This is a genomic window from Inediibacterium massiliense (assembly GCF_001282725.1).
Lineage (GTDB): Bacteria > Bacillota > Clostridia > Peptostreptococcales > Thermotaleaceae > Anaerophilus > Anaerophilus massiliensis.
On the sequence record NZ_LN876583.1, the window covers coordinates 151771 to 164604 of the forward strand.

Here is a 12834-nt window from a genome sequence, read left to right on the forward strand (position 1 = left end):
ACTGGCAAAGGTCTATTCATCTTATTTATTGAAGGATCTTTCTATATATTATACAATAGAACTAATATGATATTTGGGAGTGAGACCATTGATCAGCAATGAAATAGAAAAAAAATTAAAAGAGAAGGGATATAAACTAACTTACCAAAGAAAAGCAATATTAGAAATTTTAATCCAACATGAACAACAATTTCTAACAGCAGAAGAAATTTATATAAAAGTCAAAAAAGATCTTCCTCAAATCAATTTTTCTACTGTTTATAGAAACTTAGAAATTCTTGAAAAAATAAATATGATTCACAAAATCAATATAGAAAACAAGCCTTCTCAATATGAACTTATTTTACATGATGATCATCACCACCATGTCATTTGTAAAAGTTGCGGAAAAACTCAACCTATTCATTTTTGTCCACTCAAACAAATCATTGAATCTCTAGAAGATAAAGATTTTACATTGACAGAACATAAATTTGAACTTTATGGATACTGCTCTAATTGCACAAAAAAAAATAAGGAATAAGTCTATTTTCTGAATATTTAAACTTTAAACAAGCTATTGCTATTTTTTATATGAAGTGCTATCATTTTATCAAGCAGTCATGACTATTTAACTTTATTAACTTAATATTTTCGGATGATGATAATGGGAGAGAGATGCGAATGCATCCACCGAAGGGGTTAAGCTTTCAGGTAAAAGGACCGTTATCGGACGAGCCTCTGGAGAGACTCAGTATGAGCACCGAAGGAGCAAGCCATAGTTATATGGTGAATCTCTCAGGTAAAAGGACAGAGTATCATGATTTATATCATCATGTTCTAGAGGCCAAATCACATAGGATTTGGCTTTTATTTATAATTTATGCATTTTTGTATAAATTATAGTAAAAGTCTTCCTTTATCGTTTTTAAGTTTAAAACAAAAGGAGGAAAAATAATGGAAAAATTAACTTATCTTTTAAATCAAATCGATGCATTTGTATGGGGACCTCCCCTACTCATTCTTTTAGTAGGAACTGGTATTTATCTAACTATTCGTTTAGGACTGTTACAAGTCTTTAAATTACCCCTTGCTCTAAAATATTTATTTTCAAAAGATGATGATCATACTGGTGAAGGTGATGTATCTAGCTTTGCTGCTTTGTGTACAGCACTTGCCGCAACTATTGGTACAGGTAATATTGTAGGTGTAGCAACTGCTATTAAAGCAGGTGGTCCTGGTTCATTATTTTGGATGTGGATTGCGGCTTTCTTTGGTATGGCAACAAAGTATGCAGAAGGACTTTTAGCTGTAAAATACAGAGTTGTAGATAAAAACGGTCAAATGTCTGGTGGACCTATGTACTATATTGAAAGAGGTCTTGGAAATAAATTATTAGCTAAAATGTTTGCATTATTTGGAATTGGAGTAGCATTCTTTGGAATCGGTACCTTTCCACAAGTAAATGCCATTACAAATGCTGCAAAACTCACTTTAAATATGCCAATTATTGTTTCATCTGTGATTCTTACTCTTCTAGTAGCTTTGGTTACTTTAGGAGGAATCAAAAGTATTGCAAAAGTATCAGAATTAATCGTTCCATTTATGGCTGTATTTTATATTATTGGTTCTTTAATTATTCTTATTTTAAATATTGATTTAGTTCCTCAAACTATAGGACTCGTTTTAAAAAGCGCATTTACTCCTACTGCAGCAACAGGAGGATTTTTAGGAGCTACTGTAATGTTTGCTCTTCGTAATGGAGTAGCCAGAGGGGTATTTTCTAATGAATCTGGTCTTGGAAGTGCACCTATTGCATCTGCAGCTGCAAAAACAAAGTCTTGTGTTCGTCAAGGTCTTATATCTATGACAGGAACATTCTTTGATACCATTGTAGTATGTACTATGACAGGTTTGGTTCTTGTTTTAACAGGTGCTTGGTGTTCTGATGTTGAAGGAGCTGCCATGACCAATTTGGCATTTAGTGAAGCTCTTCCAGGACTTGGTCAATATATTGTTACAATAGGACTTATGTTCTTTGCTTTTACTACTATATTAGGTTGGAATTATTATGGCGAAAGATGTACTGAATATTTATTTGGAATAAAAGGAATCAAACCTTTTAAAATTATATATATTCTTCTTGTAGCTAGTGGAGCTTTCTTAAAATTAGATATGATTTGGATCTTAGCAGATATTGTAAATGGTTTGATGGCTATTCCAAACTTAATTGGTTTGATTGGATTAAGTGGAATCATCGTAACTGAAACAAAAGTATTCTTTGAACAAATGAAGCAAGAAAAAAATTCTTTACAAAATAAAAAAGCAGCTTAGAGAATGTACATTTGTACATTCTTTTTTTATAGAGTAAAATATATTTTTTTGGGTATACAAAGTAAAGATGCAAAAAATAATGAAGGAGATGCTTTATGTTTCAACATGACATTACATTAAAAGACAAAGATTTATTTGAAAAATATGTTTTTAGTTATCCATATGAAACCTCTGGACTTAGTTTTACAAGCCTTTTCATGTGGAGACAATTAAATGAGTTCAAATATGAAATCATAAATGATTTTTTATGTATTGGAGGAGTTAGTTTACTTAATATGGATAAAAAAGAACCCTTTGTTCTTCCTCCTCTAGCTGTAGGCAAATATGATTTGAATAAACTTTCTATCACTATGGATGAAATCAAAAAAAGGTTTGATCAAAAAGGATTCCCTTTTCAAATCAAATTGTTACCAAAGCACTTAATCCCTACATTTGATGAAGCTATGCAGGACAAGCTTATTTTTACAGAAGATCGAGTAAATTTTGATTATGTATATCTTACAAATGATTTGATAGAATTAAAGGGAAGAAAATATCATTCTAAAAAAAATCATTTGAATTATTTTATGAGAAATATTCCTCATAAATATGTTCCATTAACAAAAGATTTGATACAACATTGTCTTGACTTTAACAAACGTTTAATTGATTACAAAGATCTAAATTCTTTTTCAAATCATTTGATAGAAGCTGAAGAAATAGCTTTAAAAGAAGCTCTACTCAATATGGATCATCTTAATTGTAAAGGAGGGGCTATCTTAATTGACAACGAGGTGCAAGCCTTTACCCTAGGTGGAAAACTTTATAATGATACTATTGTTGTTCATATAGAAAAAGCAAATCCAACGATCAAAGGCCTATATCAAGCAATTAACAATGAATTTTGTAAAAATGAATGTATAGATATAAAATATATAAATCGAGAAGAGGATATGGGACTTGAAAATTTAAGAAAAGCAAAGCTTTCTTATCGACCTTATAAAATGGTTGAAAAATTTAATGTAACCTTCATATAAAGGAGGAAATTTATGTTTTTAAGATTTTTGAGAAAAGAAGATACTCCTACTGCAAAAAAATTGTGGGGATATGCTTTTGAAACAGATGAACCCTTTTATAGCTGGTACTTTGATGAAGTATTTTCTCCAAATCACTCATTAGGTATTTTTGAAGAAGACCAACTGATCTCTTATCTTCAATTAAATCCTTATACTCTTTCTCTAAATCACTCTTTATTTGAAACTTCTTATGTAGTAGGAGTCATTACATCCCCTGAATATAGAAATAAGGGAACGATGAAATTTCTTATTCCAAAAGCTATAGAAGAGATGAGAAATAAAAATCATTTTGTCTCTATTCTTATGCCTTTTGATACTACCTTTTATCAACCTTATGGCTGGGAATTATCCTATAGTCAAAAAAAGTATCAAATTCCTATGAGTATCATTGGGCATTTTAGTCAAAGAGAAAAAAAATATTATTTTAATGAAATCAATCTAGATGATGATTTTGAAAATCTAAATAATATCTATGAATCTTTTTTAAATGAATATCATGGATATATGAAAAGAAATAAAAAAAATTGGGACTTTATATTAAAAGATTTAATATATTATGGAGGGTACGCGTTTATTTTAAAAAATGAACAAAAAAAGCCTATAGGCTATATCCTCTATTTTATAAAAGATAAAAAATTTATAGTAAGAGAAATGTCTTATGAAAATTATACAGCAAAAAAAGCTTTATTTAGTTTTATATACAGTCATATTTCTCAAGCTACCCATGTAGAATGGTCTGCCCCTTTAGATGAATCTACCCATCTTTTTTTAAAAGATACCATACAACCTGAACCTACTAATCAAATCGGTATTTATCCTTTTATGTGCGCAAGAGTAATAGATGTAAAAGCCGCTATTGAACATTGTACTTTTCATCAAAATATAGACACAAAATTTTCTATTGAAATTAAAGACCCTTATGCTCCATGGAATGAAGGTATTTTTATGGTACATATTGAAAATCAAAAAGCTAATGTTCAAAAAGATAATCATATAAAAGCAGATTTGTCTTGTTCTATCAATACCTTCTCTCAACTTTTCTTTGGAGCTATTGATATCAATACAGCTATTTTTATGGAAAATATAAAGGTTTATAATCCAGAGGCTATCAAAAATTTTTCAAAGGTATTTTATCAGAAAAAAAATTATATCAATGAATACTTCTAAATAATAAAAGTCATAAAATTCGTCACCAATTTTCAAATTTGGAAAATATATAGAAACGCTCGAAAATAGCATTCCAAACTCGCTACGCTCAAACAGTGTAACGCTAAACATTTTCTTACTTATTCTATATTTTCACAAATTCTCAATAATTGTTCCTTATTTTTATGACTTTTCTAAGATAAACTTTATGGATAAAAAATAGAATCCTCTCGGATTCTATTTTTTATATTTACATATTATATTTTATAACTTTGTCTAAATAGTATTCAATTCTTATCCATTAATTGATGCATTTTCTTTAGGTTGTAATTTTTTACCTGAAATTTTATTTACCATAATCGCAATGGCTCCATCCCCTGTTACATTACATGCTGTTCCAAAGCTATCTTGTGCAAGATATAGTGCAATCATTAAAGATGTTAATGTAGGTGAAAAATGAAGCATACTTTGTAGTAGTCCTAAAGCTGCCATAACTGCTCCTCCTGGTACTCCTGGAGCTGCAACCATAGTAACCCCTAGCATTAATATAAACGGAAACATAATAGCAAAGTTTGTAGTCATACCATTTAACATCATAACTGCCATAGCACAACTTGTAAGTGTAATTGTACTTCCTGATAAATGGATCGTTGCGCATAGTGGAATCACAAATTCTGCAATCCCATCATCAATACCATTTTGTTTTCCTTGTCTTAGTGTAACAGGAATTGTAGCAGCAGAAGATTGTGTTCCAATAGCTGTAAAGTATGCTGGAAGCATTGTTTTAAGTAATCTAAATGGATTTGCTCCAGCAAAAGTTCCTGCAATACCATATTGAACGATTAAAATAACAATATGAAGAATAATAATCATAACAAATACTTTAGCAAATACAGACATAATAGAAGCTACTTCTCCTGCATAAGTCATATTGGCAAATATTCCTAAAATGTGTACTGGTAATAGCGGAATGATAATGTTCGATATTAATTTTTCAACGATTGCTTGAAATTCATGCATGAACTTCTTCATTGTGTCCCCTTCAATTACAGCCATCCCTAATCCTATTGTAAAAGCAAGTAAAAGTGCTGTCATAACCCCCATAATAGGTGGCATATCTACTTTAAAAAATGGTGCTAATAAAGCTTCCTCTGGATTTTTTGCATCTACTGCTAAAGCACTTAAATGCAATACTTTAGGTAATACAGTAGAACTTGTAAAATAAGCTAGTGAACCAGAAATGATCGTAGATAAATATGCAATCAATGCCGTTACTCCTAAAAGCTTTCCTGCTCCTTTTCCTAAATCTCCTATACCAGGAGCAACAAAACCTAAAATAATAAGTGGAATAGCAAATCCTAAGAAGTTACCAAAAATATTGTTGAAAGTAACAAATATTTTGATGAACCATTCTGGTGCTGCATTTCCTAATAAAATACCTAGAATAATAGCAATAATCAATTTTGGAAGTAATCCTAATTTTTTCATAACCAAACTCCTTTCCCTTATTTTTTATTTTTTAATCAGTTTATAGTTTTTCTCTCCTTTCCCCCTTTTTTGTTTTTAGAATATTTAAAATTTTCTTATCTTTTTAGATAAGTTTTCATTATGCCCATTCTATCATAAAAACAATTGTATGCCAATACCGTACACATTATATATTTTTATAAATTTTTATGAAATTCTTAAAGGCTTCAGATCTTTATGTACGATAAAAAAGTCTTTCTTTGGGGAATAAATAAAACAAAGTCATAAAAATGAATAACACACACTCTTAAAATTGTGAACATTTTTATGACTTTATTATCTTATGCATTTAATTTTTTTATCCTATTGTATAAATATTTATTTCCCAATACCCTTTTCTTTTAATTTTACAAGCATATCTTTAGTCATTTTTTCTAGATCATATTCCGCCTTAAATCCCCATTCTTCTTTTGCTGATGTACAATCTAAAGAATTTGGCCAACTATCTGCAATTCCTTGTCTAACAGGATCTACATCATAATTTATTTCAAAGGATGGAATATGTTTTTTGATTTCTGCTGCAATTTCTTCAGGTTCAAAGCTCATAGCTGTTACGTTAAAAGCATTTCTATGCTTTAATTTAGATGGATCTGCCTCCATTAAATTAATAATTGCACCTAACGCATCTGGCATATACATCATATCCATATAAGTTCCTTTTCCAATATATGAAGTATATTTTTGATTTTTCAATGCTTCATAATAAATATCTACTGCATAATCAGTAGTTCCTCCTCCTGGAGGTGCTACATATGAAATAAGTCCTGGAAATCTGACTCCCCTAGTATCTACTCCAAATTTATAATAATAATAGTCACAAAGAAGTTCTCCAGATACTTTATTGACTCCATACATAGTTGTAGGCCTTTGAATCGTATCTTGCGGAGTATGATCTTTAGGTGTAGAAGGCCCAAATGATCCTATTGAACTTGGTGTGAAAAATTGACATCCACATTCTCTCGCTACTTCTAATGCATTTACTAAGCCTCCCATATTTAAATTCCATGCAAATAATGGTTTTGCTTCTGCTGTAGCCGAAAGTAGAGCTGCTAAATGTACAATGGTATCAGAGTTATATTTTTTTACTAATTTATTCATATTCTCTCCATCCATTGCATCTAATATTTCAAAGGGACCTGCCTCTACAACTGGATGATCTGTAGGTTTTCTGATATCTGTAGCTACTACATTGTCATTTCCGTATATTTCTCTCATTTTAGTAACTAACTCCGTACCGATTTGCCCTAATGCTCCTGTGACAAATATTTTTTTCATCACCTATTCCTCCTTATAAAATTCCCATTTCTTTTCCTACTTTTTCATATATACTTAAAGCTTTGTCTAGCATTTCTTTAGTATGAGCTGCTGTAGGCATATTTCTCACCCTACCTGTTCCTCTTGGAACCGTTGGAAATACAATTGATTTTGCATAAACTCCCTCTTCATTAAGTCTTTTGCTAAACAATTGAGTTTTATTTTCATCTCCAATGATACAAGGTGTAATAGGAGTCTCACTTTTTCCTATATCAAATCCAATATTTTTTAATCCTTTCTTTAAATAATTTCCATTTTCCCAAAGCTTATCATGAAGCTCTGTACTCTCTGTAAGAATAGCTATAGCTTCTATACAAGCTGCTGCTGCTCCTGGTGTAAGAGAAGTAGAAAATAAAAATGGTCTAGAACGAACCTTCAACCAATCAATTAAATCCTTACTTCCTGCTACATATCCTCCTACTACCCCAATGGCTTTAGACAATGTCCCTATTTGAAAATCTATTTTGTCTGAAAGTCCAAAATGTTTTACTGTACCTGCACCTTTTCCCAGTACTCCCGATCCATGAGCATCATCTACATATGTAATCAAATCAAATTCTTGTGCAATTTCTACAATTTCAGGAAGCTTTGCAATATCGCCATCCATTGAAAATACACCATCTGTAATAACCATAATTTTATTATATTTTCCTGACTCTTTTACCTCTTTTGCAACTCTTCTTAAATCATCCATATCAGAGTGATTATAACGAATAATTTCTGCTTTTGATAATCTACAGCCGTCGATAATAGATGCATGATTGAGTTCATCTGATAAAATAGCATCATTTTTATCCATTACTGCTCCTATGGCACCCATATTGCAGTTAAACCCTGATTGAAAAACAATAGCTCCTTCTGTATGTTTAAACTTAGCCAGTTTTTCTTCTAATTGGATATGTATATCTAATGTTCCATTAATAGTACGAACAGCTCCTGCTCCTACCCCATATTTTTTAGTAGCTTCGATGCAGGCATTTACTAACCTTTCATTTGTAGCAAGTCCTAAATAGTTATTAGAAGATAAATTAATAAGTTCTCTTCCTTTTATTTTTATAATAGGTCCATTTGCTCCTTCTAATGGATCAATTGTATTGTAAAGCCCTCTTTTTTTCAAATCTTCCAAATTTTCTTTCAAGAATTTATTTAATATTTTACTAGACATTGTATATCCTCCTTATATAAAATATTTGTTTTCACATTGCATACATTTGTATTTTATCTACGCTTATATATATCCATACGCTCCATTATTTCAATTTATTTTTCATCTATCGTGATCGTATTCTACGGACAGTATATCATTTTCAATATGTTTTTTCAATATTTTCCATAAAATATATCATAAAATTTAAAATACATATTTTTCAATAAATTTTCTATCAATTGACGCATATTTTAAAATTATTTCCTTTCTAACTATTTTTATGCATACAAAATCTTTTTATTCTACATAAAATACCTCTTGACACCTAAAAAAGGAAATGCTACGATATTTTCATACAAATGAATACAATCTTCAGGGCAGGGTGCAATTCCCGACCGGCGGTATAGCCCGCGAGCCACTTTTGTGGTTGACTTGGTTTGATTCCAAGGCCGACAGTATAGTCTGGATGGAAGAAGAGGAATATGTATATCTATATTTTTATAGATGTGCTTTTTATGATGAGATAGTCCTGAAAATAATATTTTCAGGGCTTTTCTTATTCATTAGGGAACTATATAAATGAATAAATTGTGTATAACTTTAGAAAGTTAGATTTTCATCAAATTTTAAGCAACGGAAATTCTGAATGAAATGAAAGAATTTCGTTGGCGCCATGAGCAATTCCGATAGGAATATGCGAATTTTTAATTATGAAAGTTTTTTATAAAATTTGGAATAATATAATCATCTATTCCATAGAGGTGAAAAAAATGGACACTTTTTATATGAAAAAAGCTTTACATTTAGCTCAAAAAGGCATTGGCCATACAAGCCCAAATCCTTTAGTAGGAGCAGTCATTGTAAAAAATGGGCAAATTATAGGAGAAGGATATCACGAAAAGTTCGGAGGTCCTCACGCAGAAATCAATGCATTTTTAAATTCGACAGAAGATGTAAGTGAATCTACTATGTACGTAACCTTAGAACCCTGCTCTCATTATGGTAAAACTCCTCCTTGTGCACAAGCTATTGTAAATAAAAAAATCAAAAAAGTAGTCATTGCTATGAAAGATCCAAATCCTTTGGTTTCAGGACAGGGAATAGAAATATTAAAAAAGCACAACATAGAAGTAGTTACAGGAGTCTTAGAAGAAGAAGCAAAGAAATTAAATGAAATATTTGTTAAATATATCAGTACAAAATTACCATTTTGCATATTAAAAACTGCCATGACTCTAGATGGAAAAATAGCTACATCTACTAAAGACTCCAAATGGATTACCAATTCTTCCTCTAGAGAATACGTCCATTTACTTAGACACAAAGTAACAGGAATCATGGTAGGAATTGGAACTGTTTTAGCAGATGATCCTCTATTAACTACACGTATTGTAAATTACAAAGGAAAAAATCCAATTCGGATTATTGTAGATTCTAAAGGTCAAATTCCTCTAAATAGCAATATATTAAAAACAAGTAAAGACATAAAGACTATTATTGTCACAACAAAGATGATTTCAACAGAAAAAATAAAATCAATAGAAAATACAAAAGCAGAAGTTTTGATTACTCCTTCTAAAGATGGAAAAATAGATCTTTCTTACTTGATGAAAACTTTAGGAGAAAAAGGAATAGACAGTATTTTGCTTGAAGGAGGAGGAACACTAAATTTTTCTGCTCTTAAGGAAGGAATCATAGACCAAGTGATCTCTTTTATTGCTCCTAAAATCATAGGAGGAAAAGATGCCTTAACACCTATAGAGGGAGAAGGATTTTCTTTTATGAAAGATGCTATATGCCTAAATCATATAGAAGTCGATCATTTCAAAGAAGATATCATGATCAAAGGCTATATTGCAAAGGAGAGATAAAATGTTTACTGGACTTGTAGAAGAAATTGGAACTATTTTATCTATTACAAAAGGAGAAAAATCAGCAAAAATTACAATTCAAGCAAAAAAAATATTAGAAAATATTTGTTTAGGTGATAGTATTGCTACAAATGGAGTATGTCTTACAGTGACTGATTTTAACCAAAACTCTTTTTGTGTAGATGTAATGGCAGAAACTATGAGAAGAAGTAATTTAAAGGATCTTATAAAAAATAGTCCTGTAAATCTAGAAAGAGCACTAAAGCTAGGTGATCGTTTAGGCGGACATATTGTAAGTGGTCATATTGACGGAGTAGGAATTATTACAGACCTTGAAAAAGAAGATAATGCTATTTGGGTATCTATTAAAGCCCATGAAGAAATTTTAAAATATATTGTTTTAAAAGGATCCATCACTATTGATGGTATCAGTCTGACTGTAGCTTATGTAGACAATCATCTATTTAAGGTATCTATTATTCCTCATACAAAACATATGACTACACTCCTTGATAAAAAAATAGGAGATTCTGTTAATTTAGAGTGCGACATGATTGGAAAATATATTGAAAAATTTTTATTACAAAGAGAATCCTCTCCTAAAAAAGATATCAATATGAATTTTTTATCAGAACATGGATTTATATAATTTCAAATACAATGTAAATTTAAAAAATTTAAAACGAGGTGATAAAAATGTACAAATTCAATACAATCGAAGAAGCCATAGAAGATATACAAGCTGGAAAAATGATTGTAGTCATAGATGATGAAGATCGAGAAAACGAAGGAGATCTTTTAATGGCTGCTGAGCTAGTGACACCAGAGCATATTAATTTCATGGCAACCTATGCAAGAGGATTAATTTGTATGCCTATATGTAAAGAAAAGCTTGAAGAATTAGATATGCCTCAGATGGTATCTCATAATACAGATAATCATCAAACTGCTTTTACTGTATCTATTGATGCAATAGATACTTCAACTGGAATTTCAGCTTTTGAAAGAGCCCATACTATAAAAAAAGTACTAGATCCAAATAGCAATTCTACTGACTTTAGAAGACCTGGTCATATTTTCCCTCTAAAAGCCCGTGAAGGAGGCGTATTGAAAAGAGCTGGTCATACAGAAGCTTGTGTAGATCTAGCAAAGCTTGCTGGACTTTATCCTGCTGGAGTCATTTGTGAAATTATGAATGAAGATGGATCTATGGCAAGAACTCCAGAGCTTATGGAATATGTAAAAAAACATGATTTAAAAATCATTACCATTGCCTCTTTAATAGAATATCGAAGAAAGCATGAAATTCTTGTAGAAAAAATGGCGGAAGCTCATATGCCTACAAAATATGGAGATTTCAAAGTCATAGGCTATCAAAATAAATTAAACAAAGAGCATCATGTAGCTCTTGTAAAAGGAGATATTTCAGATGGCAATCCTGTTTTGGTAAGAGTTCATTCTGAGTGTCTTACAGGAGATGCCTTTGGATCTGTTCGTTGCGATTGTGGTGAACAATATGCAGCTGCCATGAAACAAATTGAAAAAGAAGGACGTGGAGTTCTTTTATATATGCGCCAAGAAGGAAGAGGTATTGGTCTAATGAATAAATTAAAAGCCTATGCTCTTCAAGATCAAGGAATGGATACAGTACAAGCAAATATTGCATTAGGATTTCCTGAAGATATGAGAGATTATGGAATTGGTGCACAAATTCTTTCTGATTTAGGAATAAAAAAATTAAAACTTATGACAAACAATCCTAAAAAGCTTTCTGGCCTTTCTGGATATGGATTAGAAATCGTAGAAAGAGTTCCTATTATCATGGAATATCGTAAAGAAAATGAATTTTATTTAAAAACAAAAGAAGAAAAAATGGGACATATGTTAAATATAGAGGAGGAATAAAAATGAAAATATACGAAGGAAAATTAATTGCAAAAGAATTAAAATTTGCAGTCATTATAGGAAGATTTAATGAATTTATAGGGAGCAAACTTTTATCTGGTGCATTAGATGCACTGAAAAGACATGGAGCAAATGAAAGTGATATAGAAATCATTTGGGTTCCAGGAGCTTTCGAAATTCCTTTAGTTGCTAAAAAACTTGCTAAATCACAAAAATATGATGGGATCATTTGCCTTGGTGCAGTTATAAGAGGTGCAACTCCTCACTTTGATTATGTATCTAGTGAAGTAACAAAAGGAGTAGCTTTAGTAGGACTTGAAACTGAAGTTCCTGTAGTATTTGGAGTACTTACTACAGATACAATCGAACAAGCTATTGAAAGAGCAGGAACAAAGGCTGGAAACAAAGGATACGATGCAGCTATGACTGCCATTGAAATGGCTAATTTACTTAAAGAATTCTAACAACCACACTATCACATCGTATATATAAAGAATTGTGAATACATTAAAAACAGTTTTGTTAAAAAACACATACTGCTGACAAATTATATTTT

The 12834-nt window shown here is 30.9% G+C and carries 11 protein-coding genes and 3 riboswitches; of the genes, 8 read left to right on the forward strand and 3 right to left on the reverse strand.

From position 1 onward, the window contains the following. Window positions 1-88: 88 nt before the first annotated feature. From BN2409_RS01060 to BN2409_RS01080, 4 genes are all read left to right on the forward strand, one after another. A complete protein-coding gene (locus BN2409_RS01060; RefSeq protein WP_053954810.1) occupies window positions 89-523 on the forward strand; it encodes a Fur family transcriptional regulator in 435 nt (144 codons plus the stop codon). Between the two features lie 114 nt (window positions 524-637). Further along, window positions 638-715: riboswitch (glycine riboswitch) on the forward strand. A gap of 3 nt (window positions 716-718) precedes the next feature. Further along, a riboswitch (glycine riboswitch) is annotated at window positions 719-795 on the forward strand. Window positions 796-936: 141 nt separating this feature from the next. Next, complete coding sequence (locus BN2409_RS01070; RefSeq protein ID WP_053954812.1) at window positions 937-2313, forward strand: alanine/glycine:cation symporter family protein; 1377 nt, start codon at window positions 937-939, stop codon at window positions 2311-2313. Window positions 2314-2408: 95 nt separating this feature from the next. Continuing rightward, entirely contained in the window at window positions 2409-3329 is a 921-nt protein-coding gene (locus tag BN2409_RS01075; protein ID WP_053954813.1) for a DUF2156 domain-containing protein, read from the forward strand. Window positions 3330-3341: 12 nt separating this feature from the next. Further along, window positions 3342-4535 carry a GNAT family N-acetyltransferase gene (locus BN2409_RS01080; RefSeq protein WP_053954814.1) on the forward strand — a complete coding sequence of 398 codons (1194 nt, stop codon included), beginning with the start codon at window positions 3342-3344 and terminating at the stop codon, window positions 4533-4535. A gap of 273 nt (window positions 4536-4808) precedes the next feature. On the opposite strand, the gene BN2409_RS01085 is transcribed toward BN2409_RS01080, so the two are convergent. The 3 genes from BN2409_RS01085 to BN2409_RS01095 form a co-directional block, all read right to left on the reverse strand. Next, on the reverse strand, window positions 4809-6002 hold the full coding sequence (locus tag BN2409_RS01085; protein ID WP_053954815.1) for a dicarboxylate/amino acid:cation symporter: 1194 nt from the start codon (window positions 6000-6002) through the stop codon (window positions 4809-4811). 357 nt (window positions 6003-6359) lie between these two features. Continuing rightward, complete coding sequence (locus tag BN2409_RS01090; RefSeq protein WP_053954816.1) at window positions 6360-7316, reverse strand: L-threonine 3-dehydrogenase; 957 nt, start codon at window positions 7314-7316, stop codon at window positions 6360-6362. 13 nt (window positions 7317-7329) lie between these two features. After that, a complete protein-coding gene (locus BN2409_RS01095; protein ID WP_053954817.1) occupies window positions 7330-8520 on the reverse strand; it encodes a glycine C-acetyltransferase in 1191 nt (396 codons plus the stop codon). Between the two features lie 346 nt (window positions 8521-8866). Then, window positions 8867-8984: riboswitch (FMN riboswitch) on the forward strand. Between the two features lie 288 nt (window positions 8985-9272). Between BN2409_RS01095 and ribD the strand changes: the two genes are divergently transcribed. The 4 genes from ribD to ribH are packed head-to-tail and all read left to right on the forward strand — an operon-like array spanning window position 9273 to window position 12742. Further along, the gene (gene ribD / locus BN2409_RS01100; protein WP_053954818.1) at window positions 9273-10373 is read left to right on the forward strand and encodes a bifunctional diaminohydroxyphosphoribosylaminopyrimidine deaminase/5-amino-6-(5-phosphoribosylamino)uracil reductase RibD; all 1101 of its coding nucleotides are present in this window, start codon (window positions 9273-9275) and stop codon (window positions 10371-10373) included. Window position 10374: 1 nt separating this feature from the next. Further along, a complete protein-coding gene (ribE, locus tag BN2409_RS01105; protein ID WP_053954819.1) occupies window positions 10375-11022 on the forward strand; it encodes a riboflavin synthase in 648 nt (215 codons plus the stop codon). A gap of 47 nt (window positions 11023-11069) precedes the next feature. Next, window positions 11070-12278: a bifunctional 3,4-dihydroxy-2-butanone-4-phosphate synthase/GTP cyclohydrolase II gene (locus tag BN2409_RS01110; protein WP_053954820.1), complete on the forward strand. Its 1209-nt coding sequence runs from the start codon at window positions 11070-11072 to the stop codon at window positions 12276-12278. Between the two features lie 2 nt (window positions 12279-12280). Beyond that, window positions 12281-12742, forward strand: coding sequence for a 6,7-dimethyl-8-ribityllumazine synthase (gene ribH / locus BN2409_RS01115; RefSeq protein ID WP_053954821.1), 462 nt, complete (start codon window positions 12281-12283; stop codon window positions 12740-12742). Window positions 12743-12834: the final 92 nt, after the last annotated feature.

Coding starts and splice junctions, on each gene's coding strand:
- BN2409_RS01070 (WP_053954812.1), top strand. CDS start 937: ATGGAAAAATTAACTTATCTTTTAAATCAAATCGATGCATTTGTATGG.
- BN2409_RS01075 (WP_053954813.1), top strand. CDS start 2,409: ATGTTTCAACATGACATTACATTAAAAGACAAAGATTTATTTGAAAAA.
- BN2409_RS01080 (WP_053954814.1), top strand. CDS start 3,342: ATGTTTTTAAGATTTTTGAGAAAAGAAGATACTCCTACTGCAAAAAAA.
- BN2409_RS01085 (WP_053954815.1), bottom strand. CDS start 6,002: ATGAAAAAATTAGGATTACTTCCAAAATTGATTATTGCTATTATTCTA.
- BN2409_RS01090 (WP_053954816.1), bottom strand. CDS start 7,316: ATGAAAAAAATATTTGTCACAGGAGCATTAGGGCAAATCGGTACGGAG.
- BN2409_RS01095 (WP_053954817.1), bottom strand. CDS start 8,520: ATGTCTAGTAAAATATTAAATAAATTCTTGAAAGAAAATTTGGAAGAT.
- ribD (WP_053954818.1), top strand. CDS start 9,273: ATGGACACTTTTTATATGAAAAAAGCTTTACATTTAGCTCAAAAAGGC.
- ribE (WP_053954819.1), top strand. CDS start 10,375: ATGTTTACTGGACTTGTAGAAGAAATTGGAACTATTTTATCTATTACA.
- BN2409_RS01110 (WP_053954820.1), top strand. CDS start 11,070: ATGTACAAATTCAATACAATCGAAGAAGCCATAGAAGATATACAAGCT.
- ribH (WP_053954821.1), top strand. CDS start 12,281: ATGAAAATATACGAAGGAAAATTAATTGCAAAAGAATTAAAATTTGCA.